General features: G+C 45.7%; 19 protein-coding genes and 3 tRNA genes. 10 read left to right on the forward strand and 12 right to left on the reverse strand.

Features of this window, described 5'->3' with window-relative positions; genetic code table 11:
* Nucleotides 1-63 precede the first annotated feature (63 nt).
* Genes J4N45_RS23550 through J4N45_RS23565 form a run of 4 tightly spaced genes read left to right on the forward strand, consistent with a single transcriptional unit; the run spans nucleotide 64 to nucleotide 4,580 of the window.
* The gene (locus J4N45_RS23550) at nucleotides 64-1,233 is read left to right on the forward strand and encodes an isovaleryl-CoA dehydrogenase (protein WP_252014806.1); all 1,170 of its coding nucleotides are present in this window, start codon (nucleotides 64-66) and stop codon (nucleotides 1,231-1,233) included.
* A 9-nt stretch (nucleotides 1,234-1,242) separates the two neighbouring features.
* Nucleotides 1,243-2,847, forward strand: a complete 1,605-nt coding sequence (locus J4N45_RS23555; protein ID WP_252014807.1) for a carboxyl transferase domain-containing protein — start codon at nucleotides 1,243-1,245, stop codon at nucleotides 2,845-2,847.
* Nucleotides 2,848-2,856: 9 nt separating this feature from the next.
* A complete protein-coding gene (locus J4N45_RS23560; RefSeq protein ID WP_252014808.1) occupies nucleotides 2,857-3,645 on the forward strand; it encodes an enoyl-CoA hydratase-related protein in 789 nt (262 codons plus the stop codon).
* Nucleotides 3,646-3,647: 2 nt separating this feature from the next.
* Nucleotides 3,648-4,580: a hydroxymethylglutaryl-CoA lyase gene (locus J4N45_RS23565; protein ID WP_252014809.1), complete on the forward strand. Its 933-nt coding sequence runs from the start codon at nucleotides 3,648-3,650 to the stop codon at nucleotides 4,578-4,580.
* Between the two features lie 8 nt (nucleotides 4,581-4,588).
* On the opposite strand, the gene J4N45_RS23570 is transcribed toward J4N45_RS23565, so the two are convergent.
* The 5 genes from J4N45_RS23570 to J4N45_RS23590 form a co-directional block, all read right to left on the reverse strand.
* Nucleotides 4,589-4,939 (reverse strand): DUF3147 family protein, encoded by a 351-nt coding sequence (locus tag J4N45_RS23570; RefSeq protein WP_252014810.1) that lies wholly within the window; start codon nucleotides 4,937-4,939, stop codon nucleotides 4,589-4,591.
* Nucleotides 4,940-4,982: 43 nt separating this feature from the next.
* Complete coding sequence (locus J4N45_RS23575; protein ID WP_252014811.1) at nucleotides 4,983-5,261, reverse strand: putative quinol monooxygenase; 279 nt, start codon at nucleotides 5,259-5,261, stop codon at nucleotides 4,983-4,985.
* Between the two features lie 78 nt (nucleotides 5,262-5,339).
* On the reverse strand, nucleotides 5,340-6,206 hold the full coding sequence (locus J4N45_RS23580) for a diguanylate cyclase domain-containing protein (protein ID WP_252014812.1): 867 nt from the start codon (nucleotides 6,204-6,206) through the stop codon (nucleotides 5,340-5,342).
* 202 nt (nucleotides 6,207-6,408) lie between these two features.
* On the reverse strand, nucleotides 6,409-7,602 hold the full coding sequence (locus J4N45_RS23585; RefSeq protein ID WP_252014813.1) for an acetate/propionate family kinase: 1,194 nt from the start codon (nucleotides 7,600-7,602) through the stop codon (nucleotides 6,409-6,411).
* 279 nt (nucleotides 7,603-7,881) lie between these two features.
* A complete protein-coding gene (locus J4N45_RS23590) occupies nucleotides 7,882-9,789 on the reverse strand; it encodes a DEAD/DEAH box helicase (protein WP_042470333.1) in 1,908 nt (635 codons plus the stop codon).
* A gap of 432 nt (nucleotides 9,790-10,221) precedes the next feature.
* On the opposite strand from J4N45_RS23590, the gene rnb reads away from it, so the two are divergent.
* Nucleotides 10,222-12,237 carry an exoribonuclease II gene (rnb, locus tag J4N45_RS23595; protein ID WP_252014814.1) on the forward strand — a complete coding sequence of 672 codons (2,016 nt, stop codon included), beginning with the start codon at nucleotides 10,222-10,224 and terminating at the stop codon, nucleotides 12,235-12,237.
* Nucleotides 12,238-12,308: 71 nt separating this feature from the next.
* Here rnb and J4N45_RS23600 read toward each other — a convergent pair whose 3' ends face one another.
* On the reverse strand, nucleotides 12,309-12,656 hold the full coding sequence (locus tag J4N45_RS23600) for a DUF3024 domain-containing protein (RefSeq protein WP_042470331.1): 348 nt from the start codon (nucleotides 12,654-12,656) through the stop codon (nucleotides 12,309-12,311).
* A gap of 179 nt (nucleotides 12,657-12,835) precedes the next feature.
* Here J4N45_RS23600 and J4N45_RS23605 point away from each other — a divergent pair, with 179 nt between their 5' ends.
* Entirely contained in the window at nucleotides 12,836-13,651 is an 816-nt protein-coding gene (locus tag J4N45_RS23605; protein ID WP_252014815.1) for a phosphate ABC transporter substrate-binding protein, read from the forward strand.
* A 198-nt stretch (nucleotides 13,652-13,849) separates the two neighbouring features.
* On the forward strand, nucleotides 13,850-14,170 hold the full coding sequence (locus tag J4N45_RS23610) for a heavy metal-binding domain-containing protein (RefSeq protein WP_252014816.1): 321 nt from the start codon (nucleotides 13,850-13,852) through the stop codon (nucleotides 14,168-14,170).
* A gap of 87 nt (nucleotides 14,171-14,257) precedes the next feature.
* Here the strand turns inward: J4N45_RS23610 and pulA are convergent, their stop codons facing one another.
* The 5 genes from pulA to J4N45_RS23635 form a co-directional block, all read right to left on the reverse strand.
* Nucleotides 14,258-18,262: a pullulanase-type alpha-1,6-glucosidase gene (gene pulA, locus J4N45_RS23615; RefSeq protein WP_252014817.1), complete on the reverse strand. Its 4,005-nt coding sequence runs from the start codon at nucleotides 18,260-18,262 to the stop codon at nucleotides 14,258-14,260.
* A gap of 412 nt (nucleotides 18,263-18,674) precedes the next feature.
* Nucleotides 18,675-20,984 carry a CLIPPER-2 domain-containing protein gene (locus J4N45_RS23620; RefSeq protein ID WP_252014818.1) on the reverse strand — a complete coding sequence of 770 codons (2,310 nt, stop codon included), beginning with the start codon at nucleotides 20,982-20,984 and terminating at the stop codon, nucleotides 18,675-18,677.
* Between the two features lie 285 nt (nucleotides 20,985-21,269).
* A tRNA-Cys gene (locus tag J4N45_RS23625) sits at nucleotides 21,270-21,343 on the reverse strand.
* Between the two features lie 40 nt (nucleotides 21,344-21,383).
* Nucleotides 21,384-21,470 (reverse strand) — tRNA-Leu (locus tag J4N45_RS23630).
* 205 nt (nucleotides 21,471-21,675) lie between these two features.
* The gene (locus J4N45_RS23635) at nucleotides 21,676-21,921 is read right to left on the reverse strand and encodes a nitrite reductase (protein ID WP_252014819.1); all 246 of its coding nucleotides are present in this window, start codon (nucleotides 21,919-21,921) and stop codon (nucleotides 21,676-21,678) included.
* Between the two features lie 164 nt (nucleotides 21,922-22,085).
* Between J4N45_RS23635 and J4N45_RS23640 the strand changes: the two genes are divergently transcribed.
* Nucleotides 22,086-23,540 (forward strand): cryptochrome/deoxyribodipyrimidine photo-lyase family protein, encoded by a 1,455-nt coding sequence (locus tag J4N45_RS23640; RefSeq protein WP_252014820.1) that lies wholly within the window; start codon nucleotides 22,086-22,088, stop codon nucleotides 23,538-23,540.
* Nucleotides 23,541-23,599: 59 nt separating this feature from the next.
* On the opposite strand, the gene J4N45_RS23645 is transcribed toward J4N45_RS23640, so the two are convergent.
* Nucleotides 23,600-23,673 (reverse strand) — tRNA-Cys (locus tag J4N45_RS23645).
* Nucleotides 23,674-23,929: 256 nt separating this feature from the next.
* Between J4N45_RS23645 and J4N45_RS23650 the strand changes: the two genes are divergently transcribed.
* Both J4N45_RS23650 and J4N45_RS23655 read left to right on the forward strand, forming a co-directional pair.
* Nucleotides 23,930-24,868 (forward strand): LysR family transcriptional regulator, encoded by a 939-nt coding sequence (locus tag J4N45_RS23650; protein WP_252014821.1) that lies wholly within the window; start codon nucleotides 23,930-23,932, stop codon nucleotides 24,866-24,868.
* 230 nt (nucleotides 24,869-25,098) lie between these two features.
* Complete coding sequence (locus J4N45_RS23655; RefSeq protein ID WP_252014822.1) at nucleotides 25,099-26,310, forward strand: NupC/NupG family nucleoside CNT transporter; 1,212 nt, start codon at nucleotides 25,099-25,101, stop codon at nucleotides 26,308-26,310.
* Nucleotides 26,311-26,334 lie beyond the last annotated feature (24 nt).

Here is a 26,334-nt window from a genome sequence, read left to right on the forward strand (position 1 = left end):
CTCAGCGCACCTATGCGCAACATGGGTTTGTGACTAAGTCAATGTCCAGTATGAGGAGGAATTATGCTCGCTCAGTATCGCCCCATGGACTTTGGTTTGGATGAATCAATCAACCTACTTCGTGAACACGTGAGCGGGTTTGCGAACGAATGTATCGCGCCTCTCGCAGCCCAAATCGATGAGCAGAATGCTTTTCCAAATGAATTGTGGTCACAGCTAGGAGACATGGGTTTACTTGGCGTCACTGTCGCTGAGCAGTATGGTGGCGCAGATATGGGCTACCTTGCTCACGTCGTTGCCTTGGAAGAAATCAGCCGAGCTTCCGCCTCCGTCGCTCTCTCTTATGGCGCGCACTCAAACCTTTGTGTCAATCAAATATACAGAAATGGCAATTCACAGCAACGTGAAAAATACCTGCCAAAGCTCATTGATGGGTCGCACGTTGGCGCGCTCGCAATGAGTGAAGCAAATGCTGGTTCAGATGTGGTGAGTATGCAGTTAAGAGCCGAGCGCTACGAAGACCACTTTTTACTTAACGGCTGCAAAATGTGGATCACTAATGGTCCCGATGCCGATGTGCTAGTTGTCTATGCCAAAACCGATCCGAACGCTGCGCAACACGGTATTACTGCTTTTATCATCGAGAAGCAGTTTGATGGATTCAGCCATGCTCAAAAACTCGACAAACTTGGTATGCGGGGTTCAAACACCTGTGAACTGGTATTCCAAGACTGCAAAGTACCTATTGAGAATGTGTTGGGTGAAGTAAACCAAGGCGTCGAGGTATTGATGAGCGGTCTTGACTACGAACGCGTCGTTCTAGCTGCCGGCCCCGTCGGCATTATGCAAGCCTGCCTTGATCTCGTCGTTCCTTATGTTCATGAACGCAAACAGTTCGGACGCGCCATTGGTGAGTTTCAGTTAGTTCAAGCCAAGCTTGCTGATATGTATACCCGTTGCAACGCTGCCCGCTCTTATCTGTATGCGGTTGCTAACGCATGCGATAGAGGCAAGGTAACCCGCAAAGATTCTGCAGGTGTCATTCTGTACACCGCTGAATTGGCAACGCAAATGGCGCTCGATGCGATTCAATTACTCGGCGGTAACGGTTATATCAACGAATATCCAGCAGGTCGACTATTGAGAGACGCTAAACTCTATGAAATTGGCGCAGGGACCTCTGAAATTCGTCGGATGCTGATTGGTCGAGAGCTTTTTGACGAGTCGCGTTAAGGAGAGGCTATGCCACAAATTATCACCAAAATTAAGCCTAATTCTGAGCTATTTAAAGATAATACTGTCGCGATGGAGAGCCTAGTCTCGACGCTGCAAACTAATCTCGCCCAAGTTAAGCAAGGAGGAGGAGATAAGGCGATTGAGCGTCAACGCAAGAAAGGCAAATTGCCAGTGCGAGAACGCATTGCAGCGCTCATTGACAAGGGCTCGGAGTTTCTTGAGATCGCCCAATTTGCCGCTTGGGAAGTCTACGATGAGTCAGTACCTTGCGCAGGGGTTGTTGCGGGCATCGGCCATGTATCGGGCGTAAGGTGCATGATTGTCGCGAATGACCCAGCGGTGAAAGGTGGGACTTACTACCCTTTAACCGTCAAAAAGCACTTGCGAGCACAGGAAATCGCAGCGAAATGTCACCTACCCTGCATCTACTTGGTAGATTCAGGTGGTGCTAACCTACCACATCAAGCCGAAGTGTTTCCTGATAAAGAGCATTTCGGGCGGATCTTTTTCAATCAAGCTCGCATGTCTGCAAAGGGAATCCCGCAGATCGCCGTCGTTTTGGGTTTGTGTACTGCTGGTGGAGCCTATGTACCCGCCATGGCTGATGTGTCGATTATGGTGAAGCAGCAAAGCACGATTTTTTTGGCAGGGCCGCCACTAGTCAAGGCTGCAACAGGGGAAGAAGTGACAGATGAGGAGCTTGGCGGCGCTGATGTTCACTGCAAAAAGTCCGGCGTTTCGGACTATTATGCTGATTCAGAAAGTCATGCTATTCAACTCGCTCGAGAAACTGTCTCAAACACCAACCAATCCTTAGATGAAGCAACAGCAGCGACATTCCTTCCCCCCAAATACGACATCACAGACATCTATGGCATCGTCAATCGCGATTTAAGACTCTCATTTGATGTCCGAGAAGTGATAGCTCGATTAGTAGACGGTTCTGATTTCGATGAGTTTAAAGCACTCTATGGCTCAACCCTGGTATGTGGCTTCGCTCGAATTGAAGGTCAGCTAATTGGTATCGTCGCCAACAACGGCATCCTATTCTCTGAGTCTGCTCAAAAGGGGGCGCACTTTATCGAGTTATGTGCCAAGCGTAAGGTTCCCCTGCTCTTCTTACAAAACATCACCGGATTCATGGTCGGAAAACAGTACGAAGAAGGCGGCATTGCTAAGCACGGAGCCAAACTTGTCATGGCCGTTTCATGTGCAGACGTCCCTAAGTTCACTGTGATCATCGGAGGTTCCTATGGTGCGGGAAACTATGGGATGTGCGGCCGAGCGTATGACCCCACCATGATGTGGATGTGGCCCAATGCTCGTATATCGGTAATGGGTGGGATACAAGCCGCTAATGTCCTCACTCAGGTGAAACATGATGTGAAAAAGCGTGAGGATGAAGAATGGGAGCCTGCTCAAGCAGAAGCTTACAAACTAAGTATTGTTGAGCGCTACGAGCGAGAAGGTAGCCCCTACTACGCGAGTGCGCGGCTCTGGGATGATGGAATCATCGATCCTAAAACAACACGCAGCGTGTTGAGTCAGGCTCTCAAAGCCTCGCTCAATGCACCTATACCCGACAGTGAGTTTGGTATCTTTCGCATGTAGGGGAAAGCTATGAGTGACCATATACGTCTCGATATCACCGCGTCTGGTGTCGCTACCATTACTTTGAATCGCCCTGACAAACGAAATGCGTTCAGCAGCAAAACGATCCGTGAACTCGTAGCCGCGTTAGACTCTCTTTCAAACCAACAAAATATCCGGTGTTTGATCGTGCGAGGAGAAGGCAAACACTTCTCTGCTGGCGCTGATTTAGCATGGATGAAATCAATGGCTAATAACAGTCGTGAAGAGAACATCCAAGACGCCAAGCGGCTTGCGCTACTATTATCATCGCTGGATAACATGCCAATGCCAACCATCGCCGTCGTTCGGGGTTGCGCCTTTGGAGGAGCGTTGGGTCTACTATGCTGCTGTGATATCGTCATTGGCGAAGAGTCCAGTCTTTGCTGCTTTAGCGAAGTAAAGATTGGTCTGATACCCGCTACTATAGCCCCCTATGTCGTTCGAGCCATTGGATCTCGCTCGGCAAGACGATACTTGCTGACCGCTGAGACAATCACGGGAAAACAAGCACTTGAAATAGGTCTTTTTCATGAACTGACACAGGACGGCGCTTCTGAATTTGTTGCGGCGGACATGGCCAAACAAATCCTATCCTCTAGTCCGTCTGCCATCCGAAACACAAAATCATTAATTAAAAAATGCCATTTTCATATCGAAGATCCTCTCATCAATCACACCGCAGAGCTTATCGCAGAAGCAAGAGTCTCTGAAGATGGGCAGCATGGACTGCAATCGTTCTTCTCAAAAACAACGCCAGAGTGGGTTTGGAAGGAATAACAATGATTAGAAACGATGACTATTCAACACGCTTGCACAAGCTTCTACCAAAACAGGTCAACATAGTTGAAGTTGGCGCGAGAGACGGGCTGCAGAATGAAAAAATGGTGCCTCTCGACGTCAAAGTCGCCTTAATTGATAAACTCTCCCAAACTGGTCTCTGTTACATCGAAACAGGCGCGTTTGTTTCTCCAAAACGTATTCCCCAAATGGCGGATTCCGCTGAAGTCTTTGAGGCGATTAACAGAAAGCCGAATATTACCTATTCAGCCCTTACCCCAAACTTAAGAGGTTTAGAAGATGCCATTCAGGCGGGCGCTGACGAAGTTGCCGTGTTTACTTCTGCATCCGAGACGTTTACTCAGAACAATATTCACTGCTCTATCAATGAGAGCCTAAAACGCTTCGAACCCGTTATCGCTCTCGCGGCTTCTGAAAATATCAAAGTTCGAGGGTACCTCTCATGCGTTGCTGATTGCCCGTACGAAGGTCCAACCCAGCCCGCTCAAGTAGCGTCTATAGCAAAGGCAATGAATGACCTCGGATGCTATCAAATATCGTTGGGTGACACGATTGGGACGGGGACACCTTTAAGAATTGCTCGAATGATTGAGTCGGTGTCCCATATATTGCCAGTCCACAACCTTGCCGTGCATTTCCATGATACCTACGGCCAAGCCCTCACCAACATTTTTCAGGCTCTACAAATGGGTATCAACACCATAGATAGCAGTGTGGCCGGTCTAGGAGGCTGCCCTTATGCACCTGGCGCGAGCGGTAATGTAGCGACAGAAGATGTTCTGTATCTATGTGAGGGTTTGGGTATCAATACCGGTGTTAATTTAGAGGAAGTAATTAGAACAGCCCACTATGTCGCTGAGACTTTGCGCAAAGCACCAAATTCGAAGGTAGCACGCTCTCAAACGCCATCTTGACGATTCCATCAAATAAGTTCGATACCCATACCTTTCGCGATATAGACAACGACAAAGAAGCAGCCTATCGACACTAATGCCCCAAAACCCAAGGACCACCAAAAAGAATAACGACTTAGCAGAAGTGGAAAGAGAAGAAACATTGGCAACGTCGGCAATACATACCAAAAGGTATAGTAAGCATGATTTGCTAGCTTTTGCTGACTTTGCCCTTCTACATACATCCAGATTAAAGCAAGAATGGTCACCACAGGTAACGCTGCGATCAAAGCACCAAGCTTGTCACTTCGCTTCGCTACTTCAGAGATCAAGACTACTACGCCAGCTGTAAGCAGGTATTTGGTGATAATCCATAACATATTCCCTGCTCCTTCTACCGACGATTATAGCCCTTGAATACACTTAACTATAAACAACCTCATAGAAGCGCTTAACATTCACGGTAACTTTTCCCCAATCTGATTTAGCAACGCGAGCTTGATGAAACTCGAAAGCGGCCGTATCAACAAACTCTTCATAAACATCGAATCGACCAGAAATATCATCATGTGGGGTGACTTTGAAAACGATGCAACCCGACTCTTTGCGAGTGAGTAAAATATGCTCATTCAGAGCTTCAGTTACAACGCTAATTTCTTCGCTCGGTACTTCTATGTAACCGATCAGTATAACTTTAGACATGATTATCCCCATCGACCACTAACTCATTGATATGACGATAAACTAAACATGACTTTATAGAAATTTCAACAATTTACTTTACGAGTTCTGGCGCCTAAGGTGCCGTTTTTTGCAGTACATCGCAGTATCGGCGATGGCAATTGTTTTACTCAAGGAGTTTGATTGTTCGTTGATAGGAACAACCCCAACGCTCACACTTACTTTAGTTGAACAACTGCTCGGTGTAACCACTTTGAATGACTCTAAATTTCTGACCATTTCAGTAAGGAGCTTTTGATCACGTACACCTGATAACAGAGTAATAAACTCATCCCCCCCTAAACGGATATGAGTACCTAGATCATTCGTCGCTGAACGTAAATGTCGCGAAAAATCAATCAGAACCTGATCGCCAAACTGGTGGCCAAATTCATCATTTATCTGCTTGAATTTATTAATATCGAAATAGAGCATGTAGCTATAGAAGCTAGGACTAAAGATGTGCTCAACAATACTTAGATAGTTGCGGTTGTACAGTCCTGTTAATGCATCACAATACGCCAGCGTATAAAGATCATTTAAGCAGCGCTTCTCACTCGCATAGTTAACCCGTGAGACAAGTACTTTTTGCAAATTCACTTTATCGAAATAGAGCTTCATCTTGAGCTCAGCATTGAGTATGTCACCACTTCTCTTTAAATAGGCCTTATCGATAGATATCTCGTCAATGATCTGATCAACCAATGCATCTCTGGCAAGCTTGTTTAAACCGAGGCTATCAGGGTGCGATATAACGACATTTGGAGAGAATAACTCGTTCTGTTTGTAACCCAATACACTAGCGTACGAGTTATCAACGTAAAGTAACTTTCCTTGCAAATCACTGACAATTATCGGAGAGATGTTAGCCGTAACTAATCTTTTAATCGTGTACCGCTCAGCATGGTTCGCGCTTTCTCGGATCATCAGAGGTTCCTTCCTCCTTTTGATTATTTTATAACTAAGTAAAATAGGTGAATAAATATTAGTCAAATCAAATAAAAAGAATGCTATGCGAATAAGGTTCTTTTGTTTTGACTGGGTTGAGGGTTTGTGGCGACTTAAAACAAAAAAACCCGGAGTCAGGCACTCCGGGTCGAGGGTCAATAGATATTGGGGTATCTAATGATTAAAGCAGTTCAACTGATTGTTGAGCGATAACGAATTCTTCGTTAGTTGGGATAACCATAGCAACCGCGTCTAGCAGTTCAGATTTACCGATGATGCCTGCGTTACCGAAGCGCGCGTCTTCGTTGCCTTTCGCATCTTCAACGAAACCTAGTAGTTTTAGGTTGCTTAGGATTTCACGACGGATGTCTAGAGAGTTCTCACCGATACCGCCAGTGAAGATTACTGCATCTAGGCTAGACAGTGGAATCATGTAAGAACCAATGTACTTAGCTACGCGGTATGTAAATACCTCGAACGCTAGTTTAGCGCCCTCGTGGCCCTCTTCCATCGCTTCTAGGATGCCACGTGCGTCTGACGTTAGACCAGATACACCTAGGAAACCAGATTTCTTGTTAAGCGTTTCGAAAACTTTCTCTTGGCTCCAGCCTTTTTTCATCAAGAACTCAATGATACCTGGATCAAGGTCACCAGAGCGCGTGCCCATCATAAGACCAGCTAGCGGAGTAAAGCCCATTGACGTATCAACACTTTCGCCGTTGCTGATAGCACATACTGATGCGCCGTTACCTAGGTGAACAGAGATAAAGCTCGATTCTTCAACCGGTTTGTTCAGCATTTTCGCCGCTTCACGGCTTACAAAGTAGTGGCTTGTGCCGTGGAAACCATAACGACGGATACCGTACTCTTTGTAAAGCTCGTTAGAGATTGCGCCAGTGAATGCTTTCTCAGGCATAGTTTGGTGGAATGCCGTGTCGAACACAGCAAACTGAGGAAGAGAAGGAAACGCTTCCATCGCAGCTCGGATACCGATAGCACCTGCAGGGTTATGTAGTGGAGCAAGATCCGCAAGTTTTTCGATTTCCGCCGTCACTTCTTCGTTAATGCGTACAGTCTTAGTGAATTTCTCACCACCGTGAACGATACGGTGACCAACAGCTACGATGTTCTCTTGCAGACCTAGTTCATCAGTCAGACCTACTAGCTTGCTGATAGCAATTTTGTGGTGGCTGTCATCGCCTTCGATAGCGATTTCAGTTTTTTCACCATTGAATTTCCAGCTCATACGAGACTCAGGGAGGCCAAAGCACTCGCCAAGACCAGACAGTACTGCTTCACCATTTTGTGAATCAATCACGGCAAACTTCAAAGATGAGCTACCAGAGTTGATTACGAGAACAAACGAATTAGACATGGGGGGATTTATCCTGTTATTGAGCATTGATGGAAGTCGACTTCCAAACATTAGTAGTATTATTCAATATTTTTTGAATGTTTCAACTTTCTTTTAAGAATTCGATTGTATCAAAATGATATTTATTGATGATGATCAACATATTATTTAATTCACGATTTGAATTTAATCGATTGCATCCCTTGATTATAGTAGCTTCGCAGACAGGTTGCATATTCATCATACAAAAAAGCCGAGCTTACGCTCGGCTTTCAACTATTTTTGAGTGCTCAACTATTTTTAAGCTTCATCACGACGGTTGCGTGAGAATGAACGCTCGCCACGGTGGCTACCACGGTGATCGCCACCACGGTTACGATCAAAACGACGCTCGCCATCACGACCACGGCCACGACCGCCTTCACGGTTACCGTCACGGTTGCCACGGTAGCCACCGCCATCACGGTTGCCGTCGCGGTTACCACGGTAGCCGCCACCATCGCGACGACCGCCGTCACGACGACCACGAGGCTCACGGAAGTCGTTGAAATCAACCACTACTGCACCGGCTTCTTTTTGGCGGATACGTAGTTTCTGTAGCTTACCAGCAACGTCTGAAGTCATTGCTTTTGGAAGCTGAACGTAAGTTGATTCGCGATCTAGCTTGATAGCACCGATAGAACCTTTAGTTAGGCCTAGCTCGTTTGCTAGTGCGCCAACGATGTCTTTAACTTGAACACCCTGCTCGCGACCCACTTGAAGCTGGTAGGTATCCCAGTCTTGAGTGTTGAAGTTACGACCGCCGTCACGACCACCGTCGCGATCACGGTTTTCACGACGCTCTTTGCGACGCTGCTTGTCACGCTCGATAGCAGCGATCATTGGATCTTCGCCAATGTAGAACAGTGGACGTTTACCCTGTTGGCGCTTAAGAAGGATTGCCGCAAGTGTTGCTGCGTCAATCTCTAGAGTTTCTTGTAGCTTCTCAACAAGCTCAGCAAACTTGTCTAGTGACTTGTGCTCAGTTTCTTGAGCTAGCTCTTCACCAAGTTTAACTAGACGTGCTTCTGCAACCTTGTCACGTAGAGGAAGTTGGATTTCTTCCATTGAAGACTTAGTTACGCGCTCGATAGTGCGAAGCATACGGATTTGGTTAGTGCGAACTAGAAGGATCGCTTTACCTTTACGTCCAGCACGACCAGTACGGCCGATACGGTGGATGTAAGACTCAACATCGAATGGGATGTCGTAGTTGAATACGTGCGTAATACGTGGAACGTCTAGACCACGTGCAACAACGTCAGTCGCCACTAGGATGTCGATAACACCTTGCTTGATGTGATCAACAGTACGCTCACGTAGAGACTGAGGAATGTCTCCGTGCAGCGCCGCTGCTTTGAAGCCGCGTGCCGATAACCAGTCTGCAAGACGCTCAGTATCTTGACGAGTACGTACAAATACGATTGACGCGTCAGTTTCTTCTGTCTCAAGAAGACGAGACATTGCTTCGTCTTTCTCAACGCCTTTAACAACCCAGAACTGCTGCTCTACTTTGTCAACTGTGTGGTTTTTACCAGCAACGTCGATGTACTCTGGCTCACGAAGGAAACGGTCAACGATCTTCTTAAGCATTGGAGGCATAGTTGCAGAGAAAAGTACGCGTTGTGCTGTTTCTGGAGCGTGTTCCATGATCTCTGTTACGTCGTCAACAAAGCCCATGTTTAGCATTTCATCAGCTTCATCAAGAACAAACGTGTGTACTTCGTCTAGGTGTAGACGGTCGCGGTTGATAAGGTCTTGAACACGGCCAGGAGTACCAACAACAATGTGAGCACCAGATTTAAGTGCACGCATTTGATCAACGATAGATGCACCACCGTAGATTTCTAGAACTTTAAGACCAGCAACGTTTTTACCAAGGTTCTTAACTTCAGCAGCAACCTGAATCGCTAGTTCGCGAGTTGGGGCAAGAACGATAGCCTGTGGCTTACGTTGACCAAGGTCTAGCTTGTTAAGTAGAGGAAGAGAGAAAGCAGCTGTTTTACCAGTACCAGTTTGTGCTTTACCTAGCGCGTCTTTACCTTCTAGAAGGTGAGGAATAGCTGCAGCTTGGATAGGCGTTGGAGAAACAAAACCCATTCCGTCAAGAGCAGAAAGGATTGCGTCGTTCAGCGCTAAATCGCTAAACTGGATAGTAGAATCTGTCATTGGGATCCCATTCTTAGATTAATAACTAGGTCCCACGAGCTCTACCAATTCCAAACTGATCCAGATTGTCTCTAAAAACAATCGATTAAGAGCTGATTCCATTCAGATGCGGATAAGTAACAAATCGCATCAAGCCGCTAGGGACGTAAACAAGGAGGCGGATTATTCCCTAAAAGCACAAAAAAAGCTAGAAAAAATTGAAATACATCACAATTTTCTCCTCAATGACAAAAATCTGTATAAACCATAGTCAAACTGACACATTTCTCGGTTAGAAAACAAACATTCATGCTTTTAGGGACTTAGCAACTTAACGATTGCTGCGACTGCCCTATCTCGATTTACTTCAACTTGTGTGTGACGCCATATCATTCCAATGGTAGAATCCACCGCAATAATCGCTTCTCTCAAGCAAAGGTATATAAACGCTACATGTTTCAAGACAATCCGTTACTCGCTCAACTTAAGCAGCAAATTCAAGAAAACCTTCCTAAAAAAGAAGGGACCATCAAAGCGACTGAGAAAGGTTTTGGTTTCCTAGAAGTGGACGCTAAAAACAGTTTCTTTATTCCGCCTCCGTACATGAAGAAATGTATGCATGGCGATAAAGTTGTCGCGATCATTCGTACGGAAAAAGAGCGTGAAGTAGCAGAACCTCAAGAGCTTGTAGAGCAAGGCGTAACCCGCTTTATTGGTCGCGTTAAGTTATTTAAGGGCAAACTGAACGTTACACCCGATCACCCACAGCTAAAGAAGCTGACGTTAAAAGCTAAGACCATCAAAGGTCTTAAGTCAGACGAGCTAAAAGAAGGTGACTGGGTTGTTGCTCAGCTAATTCGACACCCTCTAAAAGGTGACAATGGCTTCTTTGTCGAGATTACTGAGAAGATCACTGACGCCGACGACAAGATTGCTCCTTGGTGGGTAACCCTGGCGCAAAACGATTTGCCAAACACTGAGCCAGAAGGTCTTGATACTTGGGAAATTAAAGATGACGCTGCACTAGAGCGCGTTGACCTAACTGACATGCCTTTCGTCACTATCGATGGTGAATCCACCAAAGATATGGACGATGCACTGTATGCGAAAAAGAGAGAAGATGGCCAGTTCGAACTTACGATTGCTATCGCTGACCCAACTGCATACATCACTCCAGAAGATAATATGGATAAAGTAGCGCGCGAACGTGGCTTTACTATCTACCTACCTGGTCGAAACATTCCGATGCTACCTCGCGACCTTGCTGATGACCTTTGCTCTCTCATAGAGAATGAAGTACGCCCAGCAATCTGCTGCCAAGTGACCATTGATGCCGATGGCGTTATTGCTGATGACATCAAATTCTTTGCAGCCAACATCAAATCTCACGCTCGTCTAGCGTATGACCATGTGTCGGATTGGCTTGAAACCGGTACTTGTGAAAAATGGCATCCGACAGAAGAGATCGCCAAAGTTGTGGCTGACCTGAGCGAGTTTGCCAAAGCTCGTGCCAATTGGCGTGAAACTCATGCAGTTGTATTCCCAGATCGCCCAGACTATCGATTTGAATTAAGTGAAGACAACGACGTCGTTGCTATTCACGCGGATATGCGCCGCACAGCTAACCGACTAGTTGAAGAGTCGATGATCACGGCTAATATCTGTGCAGGTCGCGCAATTAGCAAAGCATTCGGCTACGGCGTTTTCAACACTCACCTAGGCTTTAAAGCTGACAAACTAAAAGACGTGGTTGAACTTGTAAACCAAGATAAGGAAGAAGCGACGTATACCGCTGAATCTCTATCGACACTAGAAGGCTTTGCAGCGCTGCGTCGTGACCTTGGGGCGCTTGAGTCAAGCTACCTAGACAACCGTATTCGTAAGTACCAAGCCTACAGTGAAATCAGCAACCAGCCTGATGCGCACTTCGCGATGGGACTGGATGTTTACGCGACTTGGACCTCTCCGATTCGTAAATACGGCGACATGGTTAACCACCGTCTTCTCAAAGCACTGATCCTTGGTAATGAGCCAATTCAAAAACCAGATGATGCGCTAGGCGAAGAGCTTGCTATTCACCGTAAGCACCACAAGATCGCTGAAAGAACAGTCGGTGATTGGCTGTACGCTCGTACACTTGAAAATGAACCAAAAGCTGGAACTGAGTTCACTGCTGAGATCTTCGATATCAACCGTGCAGGCATGCGTGCTCGCCTTCTAGAAAATGGCGCTGGTGTGTTTATCCCTAACCCGCTAATTGTTGCCAACAAAGAGCGTATTGAAAGCAATAACGAAACAGGCACCGTGTCTATCGATAAAGAAGTAGTTTATCGCTTAGGTGACACACTAAAAGTCGTACTTTCAGATGTGAACCAAGAGACGCGTAGCCTAGTTGCTAAACCTGTTGAGGTATTTGCTGAGTTACCGGCTGAGATAGAAACGTCGACTGAGACCGAAGAACAGAAGTAATTCTCCATTCGCAAAAATGGGAGCCTAGGCTCCCATTTTTTGTATCTTCTAATACATAACCCTCAAACGCTTTACCAGAAGTAAGCTTTTGGGTCTTTTTCGATTTCTCGCATAACGGCGGTGAGATCTGAGCTTTTGCCAAGAAACGGATAAGGTATCCAAGTTTCGCCGTCTTCTTCATCGGGAACAAACACCAACCAATTCTGATCATTTGGATCCAGTTCGACTTTGGCTACTGCACTGGTGTAACTCGAAGAAGTGGAATCAAGCAGATAGTGTGCTTTAGAAAATACTACGCCCTGCTCTAGCATTTCAAATAGAGACTTTCCGAGTTCAACGGGCATACTGCGATTACGGTTACTGCAAACAATCTCCGCACACCGCTCTAAACGGCACTGTGACATTTGAATAAGCGTCATACACCACACCTCTAGTTAGATACATTTAATATAACTGCTTTTTGGGCAGTTTGTTAGCGTTGCATAGTCCAAAAGAATGTTTTTGGGAGCCAGCCCAACAGCGAGTTTTGCCAATTCACAAAAGTGTCACACTAACGAAATATGATGTGGCAAATTCTTACTTTATTTGGAGTTTTCCTATGCTTCGCATCGCGCTAGCCACCCTACTCTCTATTACCAGCATTACCCATGTTCAAGCGGAAGAAGTGAACGTTTCAGGTTCAACCTCTGTTGCGCGAGTAATGGATGTTTTAGCAGAACAATACAACAACCAAAACTCAAACACATTCGTTGCAGTGCAAGGCGTGGGTTCAACCGCAGGCATCACTCTTTTGGAAAAAGGCGCGACCGATATTGGTATGAGCAGCCGTTATCTCACAGTTCAAGAAAATAATGAGTCTCTAGAAGTCTTTCCAATCGCCTATGACGGTCTTGCGGTTGTCGTTAACCTTGCAAACCCAGTTCAAAACGTAACTCGTGAGCAGCTGTTCAATATCTATAAAGGTAAGATCTCCAACTGGAAGCAACTTGGTGGTCCAGATCAAAAGATCGCAGTAGTAACTCGTGAAGCCTCATCAGGTACGCGCGCTAGTTTTGAAAACCTACTCGGTCTAACTCGCGTTATTAACGACAGAACCGTTTCGGATATTAACCCAACCAACTTGGTCGTTAACAGCAACAGCATGGTAAAAACCATAGTGAACCACAACCCACACGCGATTGGTTTTATTTCTGAAGGCTCAGTGGACCGCTCAGTTAAAGCGATTCAGTTCGAAGGCATTGACGCTTCAACCAAAAATATCTCGGAAGGCAAATACAAACTGGCTCGCCCATTCTTGTTGCTGCACAAGAAAGACGATATCGATGACGATGCAGACAAGTTCATCAAATATGTCCTTTCAGCCGAAGGGCAGATGTTGATCGAAGAGTACGGTTACACCCCAGTTAAGAAATAATCTTTGAGAAGGAGAGCGTTGCTCTCCTTCTCTATATCTCATGTCCCCTAACCCCACCTCTAGAAAACACTTCACAAGACACTGTGATGCACCCTTTGATTCCATAATTGATACTTTTCTCTAATCCAACCAAGCTGCTATGGTGAATAACACACCATCTCTTTCTTCATTAAGGAACTCTTCATTAAGGAACAAAGCATGATAGTAACAACAACACAAACCGTTGAAGGAAAAAGAATTGTTAACTACAAAGGCGTGATTGCAGGCGAAGCAATACTGGGCGCTAACGTCTTTAAAGATATGTTTGCGGGACTGCGCGACATCGTCGGTGGTCGCTCTGGTACGTATGAACGTGAGCTACAAAAAGCCCGTGAGATTGCTTTAAAAGAGCTCGAGCAGAAAGCCAGCGACATGGGTGCGAACGCGGTTGTTGGCGTGGATTTAGATTATGAAGTACTGGGTACTGGGAATGGTATGTTGATGGTCTCTGCGAGTGGTACTGCGGTAGTAGTCGACTAACGCCAGTTGCCTAGATCTAATAAAATACCGGCACAATTAGAAAAGGCAGCGAATGTTCGCTGCCTTTTTATTTAAGTTACAAAAACCTTATAGCTGTGTAACGGTAAGCACTGGAGCGCTCTTATCAGCAAAGTTAACCTCGAAGCGGTAATCACCTGCACTCGGGATGGCAATGCCTAAGTTCTTAGTCGCTGGACCAACACCAAGTGTTAGTGGCGTACCGAACTCAACTGAAACACCTTCCGCATCCGGTGCAAAGATAGTTGCATCTGACCAACTAGAATCTGCCACTTTCATGTCGAAGTTACCCGCGCTTAACGCTACTTCAAGTGCGTATACGTCGCTAGCTACGTAAGTGAACTTAGCAGAATCAATCGCAGCCCAGCCTGAGTCGGTAACATCACCACGTAGATACAGTGCTGTATCACCCCATGTTGGCGCATCTGGTGCAGCAACAACTGAAACAACTGGTTTGTCTGCTGTATCGTTTTGCATGTAAGACGCATCAACAGTAAACGTGTACTTGCCTGCTGTTTCAACAGATAGCTTACAGTTACCTTCTGTACCAAGGTCGATAGAATCGCTTGCTTGGTCAGCCCAGTCACATCCGATGTTCGCTGTAGACCAGTTTGCGTCTGCAAACTTGAACTCATGATCGCCCGCATCCAATCCAACGGTTAGCGTATAAATACCGTTGCCAACGAAGCTCATTTTGAACTCATCGATTGCAGGCCAGCTATCACCTGTCAAGCTACCACGAACATAAACATCAGTTTCGCCATAAGGAGGTAAGTTTGATACATCCTTGTTCGACATGTCTACCGGTAGACCAGCACCTTGTGCGCCGTTTTGTGGCAGAACAAATACTGCTGTCGTTAGTGCTGGAACAGTGAACGTGCTATCCGCAAACTCTGCCGTCTTCACGATATCATCAGCAGAAGCTTTCTGAACATCGTGCAGAACAAACCCTGCAGTATCTTCGATAGTGAAGTCTTGAGTTGTAGCCGTTGAGTTAATCACAACAACAATCGCATCGTACTTACTATCTAAATCAGCACCAGCGCTTGTACCATCATCAATCGTCATCACGATCAGACCTTGAGTTTGGTCTGCGCCAACGTTACGGAAGTCTACGCGGTTCTTGACTTCAGCTGCAGTCGCAAGGCGGAACAGCTCGCTGTCGTTACGGATCGTAAGTAGCTCCATGAACTGCTGTTTAGACAGCTCGATATCGTCTGCATCTGGCTTAGCCGTCGAATCTGCGATGATCTCCTTGATCAAGTTCCAGTTTGAACCGTCTTTGTCTTCACGAGGTAGACCAACGTTCCAGTTGTTGTCTGTACCGTCGAAACGAACGCGGTTATACCAGTCACCAGAATCGTAAGAGTCACGTTGCATTGACTTAGAACGAAGTAGCTCAGAGCCCATGTGGATGAACGGAATACCTTGACCCATCATCACAGTAGACAGAGAGACTGTTTGCATGCGCGCACGCTCTGCAGACGATGTACCTGACGCAATCTTATAGGCATTGTTATCCCAAAGCGTTTGGTTATCGTGCTTAGAAACATAAGAGATGTTCTCTGAAGGTTGCTCTGTGTAACCAGCAGGTGCTCCATTGTAATCTACGTTTTTACCTAGCTTAGTCTCACCTTCTGAGTCAAGCAGTACGTAAGTCGCGAGGTTACCCGCCATACCTAGACGAACCAGGTCTTGGTTATGAAGCATTGCTTTAGTTGTTGCAGCAGAGTCTTCAACCTCATCGTTCATATAAGCAGCGTTACCAAAACCTTGGTTGTACTTAAGTGAACGACGACCATCTGTGTCTTCACCACCGTCGAACGGACTACCGCCACGAACAGCGTCACGTAGACGATCTGAGAAGGTACCGATGCCTGTACCTGCCATCGCGATCTGTGTTGCTTGCTCGAAACGAGCGTGGTTCGCAACTTCACCGAAGTCCCAACCTTCGCCGTAGAAGATAGTATCAGGATCAATCTTCTTAACTTCTGCTAGTGCTTCTACCATTAGGTCTTTAGGTTGGTGGCCCATCAGGTCAAAGCGGAAACCGTCAACGTTATAATCGTTAGCCCACACTTTTAGTGAGTCGACCATAAGTTTACCCATCATTAGGTTTTCAGTTGCTGTGTTATCACAGCATGTAGACATTTCTACGTCACCCGTGTTGATGTTTAGACGGTGGTAGTATCCTGGGACAATCTTATCCAGTACTGACTTATCATTCACGCCCGATGCATTAGTGTGGTTGTACACCACGTCCATAACGAACTTGAGTCCCATGTCATGAGTCGCTTGAACCATTTCACGGAATTCTTTGATACGCGCAGAACCGTCAGCATCACTTGCATAGCTACCTTCAGGCACTGTGTAGTGGAACGGGTCATAACCCCAGTTGAAGCTATCAAGCATACGAAGGTCATTCATCAACGCCTGAGCATCGCCAGTTGAGCTATCAAAGCCTTCAAGCACGGATTCGATAGTGTCACCCATATTGCCCGTCGCACAAATAGCGGCGTCTGACTTAGCCTCACATAGGTCACCTACTGTATCTGTGATATCTACGCGGTTTACTTCATCGACAGTCGCAATATCAAATGCTGGCAGCACGTGCAGAGTTGTCATACCTGCGTCTTTTAACGCTTGTAAGTGTTTCACTGATTCACGCTCTGACTCAGTAAACGCAAGGTATTTGCCGTTGTTTGCAGTAGTACCGTTAGTGTCGCTAAAGCTGAAGTCACGAATATGTGACTCGTAAAGTACATGGTCAATATCTTTCGTTGTTGGACTAGTAAAGGCAGCGCCCCAGTTTTGAGGAGCTAGATCAGGATCATCAAGATCAACAACATGAGAATAGAGAGAGTTTGCAGATACACTCAAAGAATACGGGTCAGTCACTAGACGCTCTTCGACCTTACCCGTCGTTGGATGATAAACCGTCACTTTATAGCGGTAGAACTTACCAACCGCACCAGAAACTGGATCACTAGACCAAACACCATTGTCAGTGTTTTCATTCATAGTAATCGTTTCTTCTAGACCTTTTGCGTCATCATAGATTTCAAGAGATACAGACTGGGCCGTTGGTGCCCAAAGTTTGAAGGTTGCCGAGCTACCTTCAACGATAGCACCTAGCTCTTCAGACATTGCGTCACCCGCCTCTTCTGAAGCGTAAACAGAGTCTAGTACACCCGCTGATTGAACTTCAGTTGCAGAGATGATTTCGTCGTTAGCGTTGTACGCTACAAGAACAACTTGTCCTTTCAGAAGATCGTGAACCTCAGCCGCGGTAAAGTTGTTCGTTACCGCTTTTAGGCTTGCTAGGTGTCTGAAACGCTCTTTTTGCGAATCATTTAGATCGCCACCGATGGATAGCTCAAGCTTTTCACCACCTGAGATGTTTTTGTCTTCATCAAGTTCGATGCCACCCGTCTTGCTGTGGTAAAGTGCCACTTTGCTCGCAGAACCTGCTGATTCCCAAGCAATAGTATCTGCATCAATCCAGTGTGCAGAACGACCATCAATCACTACCGGGCGCTCTTCAATAGGTGCGTAGTAAAGTTTGCTGCTGCCATGGAAGCCGAAGATACCTTTGTTTTCATCTAGGTTGCGAAGTTCAACTTTAAGGTTGTTGCCACCAAACGCTTTCTCGTCACCTTTATGCAGAATGAAGTTCATACATTCATGAGGATCTGACGCATTTGGATTAACTTTGAGTACGTAATAAGCACCATAAGTATCACTGATACCAGAGTGAGCGTATGGGCTATCCCATGATGTGCCGCCAGATCCAATGCTCATCGCTTCTAAATCCGTACTTTCACACCCTTCGCCATTCCAAAGGTGCAAGCCCCAGCCATCATATGTCCCGCCAGATTGCGCAGCTACATCACGTTTGTAGTAGATTACAACTTCGTTTTCACCCGCCTGATATAGACCTTCAATATTACCCGTGTTTCCGCCAGCATCCGTACCAGAATCACTACTCGAGTTACAACCTGCTAATACAGCTGCTGAGAGCAGAGGTATTAGGGTTTTAGCAACCACTGTCATGTTTAGTTTTTTATTGTCCACTTTCTAAACCTTTTGTTATAGAGGGAAAAGAGGCGTCTTACATCAAAGACTTGACCTGTCTCTATCCTAAAAAAGGTCCTACCGAACAAAATGTGAAAAATGTTACTAAAGTTTTTGAAATTGATGAAATAACCTTTTCATTGAACACAATTCACACTACTGGACGTAAAAAACCCTACAAAGTGCAATCAAGCGCACAACATTTAGACTGACCAGCCCGAGGCGTAGTTGAGGGGGTGGAGATAGGTAGGCGTAGAAATCAGCCTCCAATGAGATAGATAGCTCGCATTTTAAGGCACACTTAATACGCATCGTAAAATAAGAGTTCAATGATTCGCTTGACGATTTTCCAAACTAGACATAAAAAGCGAGAAAAAGCGTACATCGCCAATGGCAATGTACGCTCATATTTTTATTCCTGAGTCACGAGCTGAACGGATACATTTCCGCTTACCGTGTTATCTTGGTCATCTTTAACACTGACAACGACTGCATCTCCAGCGTTGGCATTAAAGTTAACCGCGGTTACGTCATCAAGACCTGCTTCGAAGTCCACGACAAAGGCACACAAGTAAGTGTCGTTACCAGAACCGGCAAACTCGATATCTTTATTGAGTTCACATGCTGGATAGAACACTTCGTTATAGGTGCCTCCTACATTTCGGAAAGTGAAACCGTCATCGACCATATCATCCTCTAGCACGTTCTGGCTAAACAATGTGAGACCAGACAACTTGACGTTTTCGATGCTGGTATTCTTGATCTGCAAGACCACAACGATTCTTGGCGCGAACGCGAGCTCAAGAGTTGGCATCACGTCGGTAAAGTTGACCGTTTCAGTCGCTACAGCCATAATCATCTGACCATCAGCGTCGACACCTTTGACATTCGCGATATTCACATGACTATCACCTGCACTGCCCTGTAGATCACGGGAGATTACACAAGAGAACTGCTCTCCAGGTGTTGCTGTATAATCGATCAGTTTCGTTGCACCGTTAACTAAACATTCTGTTGCGAGCTCACCAAACTTATCGTCCAACAACGAGCTGAAACTAATAGTGTCGACACCGCTACTGTTTACAGAAATGGTAAATGTGTAATCGATGGTGCGGAAAACTGAAGGATCGTCACCAGTTTCAGGAACCGTTGATGGTGTCGCCTGTTTCGCCAATGTGATACTTGATGGCACGTCTAGAATCGCAATTGCATGAGAGTTGCTGGTCGATACGCTATCGCCTTCGTTATCTGAGATCGTCACGCTCGCGGTATTGACCACTTCAGAATCCCCAAAGTCACCTGCGATGAACTCTGTATATGCGCATATTGCTTGCTCGCCAACACCCAAAGTTCCGCCTGCTGTACATGTACCCGTACCATTCGATAAATTAAACAGGTCATCACTAAATAAATCTAGTGTGATTGGAGAATCATAATACGGAGACATGTTGGTTACTGTTACGGTGTATGTCACGTTGCCACCAGGCTCCATCACCGCATTTACATCAGCAGTCTTAACAATTGAAACTTTTGGAAGCAGGTTGGTAATAGTGACATCAATCGGTGAGCTACAGTTATCACCAGCTTGCGATGATACCCATGTAGGACAACTTGAACCATCGCCTACAGCTTCATCATTCTTGTCAGCCAAGCCTACCTTGATTACATCTTTGTAGACCTCGGTTTTTGTTGAATTATTAAGGTCAATATCCTTTATGTAAACGGAAAATGCGCAACTGAATGTTGCTGATGGAGCGACTTCTTTATTTTGGGTGTGACATGTGTTAGCCACCAAATACACGCCATCTAAGTCTGCTTGAGTAGGCGCAGAACCTGCCGCAGATAATAGGTCGACGGAGTAGTCTGCAGGAGCACCACTCAAAGGAACGACAGACACTTCATCAAGTAGCGTTTTAACAAATAAAGAAGACTGCGAACTTGGGTTTGTAAAGTTTAAAGTAAAATCAAATTGACCACCGGGCTCTGCAACAGACGCAGCCGAGACGAGACTCTTATTGATTGTTGGTGGTTCAGGTCTAATAAACAGATCAATATTGAAAGTATCACAGTTACATTTAGATTTTGTGTTGGGGATTTGGCCTGAGGAGAAGTTGCTATCATCAACAGTACAATTGTTTCTTTCAATATTGTCCCAGGCAGCACAATATGTGAAATCCGCTCTTCCATCTTGATCATTGTCGACACACAGCATGTTAATGCGTTCTTTGACCAATACATACTGGTCACCTGTGCCTGTTTTAGCAATATCACCACACTGGTCACCATCAATGTTTACATCTTGATCCGCGCCGCTATCTGCTGGTTTAGGTAGGATTAAACTACAATTTTCTGCCCCACCTTGAACTACTTGAGGTGACTGAGGTGTTAGTGGCAAATAGAAAGTTGTATCGTATCGCTCTTTAGCATTGGTTCTTATTGTTACATCCGCGTCAAAACTGACTACCTGCCCCGGTGTACACTCACTGATTCCCACCGGTACAACATTAGTAATTTCAACGTCGTTAGCGGTACAGTTCAATTGGTTTTGGGGTAAGGAGTTTCCTGGTTTGAGGAGATAGGCATCCGCCATACATCGGCGTTCATAATCATCGCCAAAATCCCAACCAGCGGCTTGTGTGTGAGATGGACTGGCATATAAAAACATACCAAGTGCGATAACTGCCCCATGCCGAGGCAGGTGCTGCAATAGACTGTTATTCATCGTTCTGTCCTTCTGAGCAAAAGAATACGCATACTGCTGAGTGCGCTTTAAGAGACAGAGGCCGATGAGCATAGTTTATGCCAATGGTTAACTTACTAATTTTGAAGTGATTATTTTATTGGGAAGATTGACCGTGATACAGAGTGTAACGCCTTGGTACTTTAAGGCCAGTTAACTACAAGAAATCATTAAAGTCTTATGATTTTACAAAGTGTAAATAGGTCTGGTATGTAAGTAATGAAGCGCTCAAAAAGAGAGACTTTAGAATAGGATATGGAGTGAGAATGGAGGCGCCTCCCGGAGTCGAACCGAGGTCCACGGATTTGCAATCCGCTGCATAGCCACTCTGCCAAGGCGCCTTTATTTTGTGTGCTAAGTAGTCACTCAGCTTTGTAGAGATGGTGCCCCGGGCCGGACTTGAACCGGCACAACGCGAACGTCGAGGGATTTTAAATCCCTTGTGTCTACCAATTCCACCACCAGGGCACACAAATTTCTTTGTGATGCCGTTTAGATTGTATAAACACCATCTTTTCAATTCTGTTTCTAACGGGCTTCCCCGTGAGAACGAGGTGTACTTTAGCGGATTCAGGATTTCCGTCAACAGGTATTTTTCACTTTATGAATCAACTGATTAAATAGCGAACTTTGCGGTATGAAGCACGCACAATTCGTCGAAAATTACAGCAAGCTAGAGGTTGGCAATCTTGCGATCGAGGTGATATTTCTCGTCGGTGATTATTTTTTCAAGCACTTCGACACGCTCTGAAAGCTTGTCCAATTTCTCTAATAGCTCACTATTTTCACGTTTTGAATCCGCGGAAGAATTATGGAGCTCAATTGCACGCATTTTCTCTCGATGACTGTAAAAAGAGCGCAACAACCCTCTTCCAAAAATTGCGCCGAAGATAATCAGTACTATTAACACTTCTGCCATAAGCACCTCCATGCATTAGCTATTAATGCTAGATTATGCCCGCTCTGGTTGATTTGCAATCAATCTGATTGGCTAAGATACGCTGCTGTGCTCTTACTCTCAATCTCAGTCAACTGAACTAATGAGTGCGCCTCTCGTAACACGTTAAGTAACGAGGAAATTGTATGAAAAACATTAATGTGGTTTGGTTTAAAAGAGATTTGCGATTTACCGACCATCAGCCATTGAACTTAGCATTAAAGAATGGAGCCCCTACATTACTGCTCTATCTTTTTGAGCCTGAACTACTTGACGATGGTCACTATGACGAGAGACATTGGCGATTCGTGTGGCAATCACTAAATGACATGAATCAGCAACTCAAAGGCTGCAATACGAAAGTTCTCATCCTTTTTAGTTCAGCAACAAAGGCATTTAGAAAGCTCGATACTAAGTTTGGCATCGAAAACGTCTTTTCATATCAAGAAATAGGGCTTGAGGTTTCGTTTGCAAGAGACAGAGCACTTACGCAGTGGTTTCAGGACGCAAATATTAACTGGCATGAAAGCCCTTATGGTGCAGTGGTTCGAGGTGCACGCGACAGAATCGACTGGGACACTCATTGGAAGTCAGTAATGAGAGCGCCGATAGAATCAACGGACCTCAAGCACAACTCGTTCGTTCCACTTGAATTACTCGATTTCGATGAGGAAAAGCACACTCCAGAATCTTGGACAACAAAGCAAAAAGGAATGCAGACCGGTGGAACGACTTTAGCTTGGCAGACACTCGAAAGTTTTTTCCAAGAGCGGGGACGACATTATTACTATCAAATATCCAAACCGCTAGAGAGTCGAAGCGCCTGCACCCGCCTCTCCCCTTATCTAGCATGGGGCAACATTTCTCTTAGAGAAGTTTACCAAGCCCTGCTTGCTCACTGGAATGTGAAGGGGTTCAGACGTAGCCTAGCGGCACTCTCATCTCGCCTGCATTGGCATTGCCACTTTATTCAAAAGTTTGAGTCTGAAGCGGAAATGGAATTTAGACCAGTTAATCGCGCTTACAAACACCTGGAGTACGAAAACGACCTCAACAAGCTTGATGCGTGGAAATCTGGAAGTACTGGTTATCCACTGGTGGATGCCTGTATGCGCTGCCTGAAAGCAACTGGATACATCAACTTTAGAATGCGCGCCATGCTGGTAAGCTTTTTAACTCATCATTTGAATATTCACTGGGAGCATGGAGTGAAACACCTAGCACAGCTGTTTCTAGACTTCGAACCTGGTATTCATTACCCGCAATTTCAAATGCAAGCGGGCGTGACTGGCACTAACACGATTCGAATCTACAACCCCACCAAACAAGCCATTGAACATGACCCCGACGGACACTTTATTCATCTTTGGATACCAGAACTCGCGTCGGTTCCCCCTCCGCTGCTATTTGAGCCTTGGAAGCTGACTAGCCTTGAAGCGCAGATGTACCAACTGTCAGAAGGCAGTCCTTATCTTGACCCAATCATCAATCTAGAAGAATCAGGTAAAGCGGCGCGTGAAAGACTTTGGGGCTTTAAGCGACGTTTGGATGTAAAGCAGGAATCTAAACGGATACTCGCAAGACACGTAAGGCCCGATTAACCAAGAATTCTGAGCCAGAAACGACGAAGCCCCGACGTAATGTCGGGGCTTCTGAATAATGGAGGCGCCTCCCGGAGTCGAACCGAGGTCCACGGATTTGCAATCCGCTGCATAGCCACTCTGCCAAGGCGCCTTTCTTTTCAACACGTTAGAGAAGCTCTCTCGCCGTGTTCGAGGCATACTTTACGGATATGAGAAAATTAGTCAAACAAAAACTCGAAAAAAAAGTTTGTTCGCTGACTTTCCAACCAAGATGAACAAGATCACATCAGCAACGGTTAAATCTCAATCACAGTCCAATAAGTTTCCAAAACAATCCTAACGAGAAACTTGATCATACGACGTCCACCATTCTAAAGTTAAGCCTCAGAAGCCTCAACAAGAACCTTATGTTAGAAAAAGCCAATCAACTCATCGTCCTACACGCCATCCATAGCCACGGCTCCATGAGCAAAGCAGCTCAAGCGCTCGATTGCTCCGTTTCTTATGTGAGTAAGCATCTTAACAAACTTGAGTCTCGGCTTGGCGTTCAGTTAGTGCAGCGTACGAGTCGACAGATAACTATCACCGATGCGGGACACGCGGCACTAAAACAAGCAGAAAAAATCGTCGATGCACTCAATCATGTTGACGCAGAGGTAGAAAGCTTTTCCAGTGAGGTAGCCGGTGTGGTTCGAATTGCCCTCGCCCAATCATTTGGCACTATGCACATTATTCCTATGATTGCAGAGTTAAAACGTACCTACCCCAAGCTAGATGTAGAAATTTCTCTGGTTGATTATCGTATCGACATGCTCAAAGACAATGTCGACCTGTGGATCACCAATGTTGAGCAAATTCCTGAAGGTTATGTCGCTCAGCGAATGGCAGATTGTCAGTTTGTCCTCGCCGCCTCGCCCGAGTACCTTATCGAGAATCAAACACCACGTGAGCCCAATGAGCTACTTAATCACAACTGCATCACGTATCAAAGCCGCGATCGCGTCTACAACGATTGGTCATTTTACAACGAAGATGAAACGCTAACAGTGTCCGTAAAAGGCAACTATAAAGTTGACTTGGCAGAAGCAGTTCGTGATGCCGTCATCAGTGGTTGGGGTATCGGCTATTTGGCCTCTTACCTTCTTCAAGATGAGTTTAAAAATGGCAAACTAATACAACTCATGCCTGACTGGAAACTTGGGCAAGTTATGCCGTTTTACGCTGTTTATCCTAAACGTGAGCATTTACCTAAAAAGACTAGAATCATCATCGATTTCATTAAGAATAAGATTGGCCAACCTCCGTTTTGGGACGTGCGATTAAACAAGCATATCTCTTTGTTGTAATCGGATATGGACTTATCAACCTGAACGTTAGCTCAAAATATACACCACCAAATAGACAAGTATCTTTTCCCTATGGAAAAGATACTTCTAAATACCACCATAACCTACTGATTATTCGAGCACCCTCGAGTCATCACATAAAACCCATTACATTGCCTTAACAAGCCGGTATTGCATCGAACTTTGTAGTGAATACACTTCGCCACCTAGTTCAATACAGGCTTCCTATTATGACTTCTATGCTCGGTATGGTGGTGATTCTCGCCACTGCGTATCTTCTTTCAACGAATCGCAAGAACATTCCTTTGAGAACCGTTTCCCTTGCGTTGTCACTACAGATCCTATTCGCAGTGCTGGTGCTTTACGTTCCTGCAGGCAAGCAAGCTCTTTTTGGTGTCTCACAAGTTGTGAGCAGCGTCATCGACTACGGACAACAAGGCATTCAGTTTCTGTTCGGAGACCTAGCAACAGGAAGCGCTGGGTTTATCTTCGCCATTAACGTACTTGGCGTTATTGTCTTTTTCTCTGCAGTTATTTCAGCTCTGTACCACCTTGGTATCATGCCACGTATTATTCAGTGGATTGGCGGCGCGCTTAGCAAGTTGCTAGGCACTGCAAAAGCAGAGTCACTATCAGCTACCGCAAACATCTTTGTTGGGATGATTGAAGCACCACTCGTCGTCAAGCCTTACCTTGGTAAAATGACCGACTCTCAGTTTTTTGCTGTGATGACCTGTGGTCTAGCATCGGTCGCCGGCGGTACGCTGGTTGGCTATGCGTCGGTAGGTGTTGAACTCAACTACTTGATCGCAGCGGCATTTATGTCAGCGCCGGCTGGCCTACTCATGGCAAAAATCCTTGTTCCACCAGCGGATACGGATTGGGTCACTCAAGATCAAGATTCTAATGTCGATCTTCCAAAAGCAAACAACGTAGTAGAAGCTATTGCCGACGGCGCTATGTCGGGCGCGCAAATTGCCTTCGCCGTTGGCGTTACACTACTGGCATTTGTTGGTGTGATTGCGCTTCTCAATGGCATGCTTGAACAGATTGGTTTGCTATTTGATGTAAAACTAAGCTTCGAGATCATCTTAGGGTATCTGTTTGCACCTGTTGCTTGGTTGATTGGTGTTCCTTGGGAAGAAGCTATCGTGGCGGGCTCACTGCTCGGTAATAAGATTGTTGTTAATGAGTTTGTCGCCTTTATTCAGATGATCTCAGTGAAAGATCAGCTATCAGAGCACTCACAAGCCATTGTCACTTTTGCACTGTGTGGATTTGCCAATATATCTAGTATGGCCATGTTAATTGGCGGTTTAGGTAGCCTTGTGCCTGAGCGTAAGAAGTTCATTTCAACTTACGGTTTCAGAGCCATCGCCGCTGGCGTTCTAGCGAACCTTATGAGTGCAGCAATCGTTGGTGTAATCCTGACTCTCGGCTAAACCGACAACCCTAGGCTCAAGAAC

It is taken from the genome of Vibrio sp. SCSIO 43140 (assembly GCF_023716585.1).
Classification (GTDB): Bacteria; Pseudomonadota; Gammaproteobacteria; order Enterobacterales; family Vibrionaceae; genus Vibrio; species Vibrio maritimus_B.

Bases quoted from the DNA above. Each gene is read 5' to 3' on its own strand.
- J4N45_RS23550 (WP_252014806.1), top strand. From the start codon at position 64: ATGCTCGCTCAGTATCGCCCCATGGACTTTGGTTTGGATGAATCAATC.
- J4N45_RS23555 (WP_252014807.1), top strand. From the start codon at position 1,243: ATGCCACAAATTATCACCAAAATTAAGCCTAATTCTGAGCTATTTAAA.
- J4N45_RS23560 (WP_252014808.1), top strand. From the start codon at position 2,857: ATGAGTGACCATATACGTCTCGATATCACCGCGTCTGGTGTCGCTACC.
- J4N45_RS23565 (WP_252014809.1), top strand. From the start codon at position 3,648: ATGATTAGAAACGATGACTATTCAACACGCTTGCACAAGCTTCTACCA.
- J4N45_RS23570 (WP_252014810.1), bottom strand. From the start codon at position 4,939: ATGTTATGGATTATCACCAAATACCTGCTTACAGCTGGCGTAGTAGTC.
- J4N45_RS23575 (WP_252014811.1), bottom strand. From the start codon at position 5,261: ATGTCTAAAGTTATACTGATCGGTTACATAGAAGTACCGAGCGAAGAA.
- J4N45_RS23580 (WP_252014812.1), bottom strand. From the start codon at position 6,206: ATGATCCGAGAAAGCGCGAACCATGCTGAGCGGTACACGATTAAAAGA.
- J4N45_RS23585 (WP_252014813.1), bottom strand. From the start codon at position 7,602: ATGTCTAATTCGTTTGTTCTCGTAATCAACTCTGGTAGCTCATCTTTG.
- J4N45_RS23590 (WP_042470333.1), bottom strand. From the start codon at position 9,789: ATGACAGATTCTACTATCCAGTTTAGCGATTTAGCGCTGAACGACGCA.
- rnb (WP_252014814.1), top strand. From the start codon at position 10,222: ATGTTTCAAGACAATCCGTTACTCGCTCAACTTAAGCAGCAAATTCAA.
- J4N45_RS23600 (WP_042470331.1), bottom strand. From the start codon at position 12,656: ATGACGCTTATTCAAATGTCACAGTGCCGTTTAGAGCGGTGTGCGGAG.
- J4N45_RS23605 (WP_252014815.1), top strand. From the start codon at position 12,836: ATGCTTCGCATCGCGCTAGCCACCCTACTCTCTATTACCAGCATTACC.
- J4N45_RS23610 (WP_252014816.1), top strand. From the start codon at position 13,850: ATGATAGTAACAACAACACAAACCGTTGAAGGAAAAAGAATTGTTAAC.
- J4N45_RS23620 (WP_252014818.1), bottom strand. From the start codon at position 20,984: ATGAATAACAGTCTATTGCAGCACCTGCCTCGGCATGGGGCAGTTATC.
- J4N45_RS23635 (WP_252014819.1), bottom strand. From the start codon at position 21,921: ATGGCAGAAGTGTTAATAGTACTGATTATCTTCGGCGCAATTTTTGGA.
- J4N45_RS23640 (WP_252014820.1), top strand. From the start codon at position 22,086: ATGAAAAACATTAATGTGGTTTGGTTTAAAAGAGATTTGCGATTTACC.
- J4N45_RS23650 (WP_252014821.1), top strand. From the start codon at position 23,930: ATGTTAGAAAAAGCCAATCAACTCATCGTCCTACACGCCATCCATAGC.
- J4N45_RS23655 (WP_252014822.1), top strand. From the start codon at position 25,099: ATGACTTCTATGCTCGGTATGGTGGTGATTCTCGCCACTGCGTATCTT.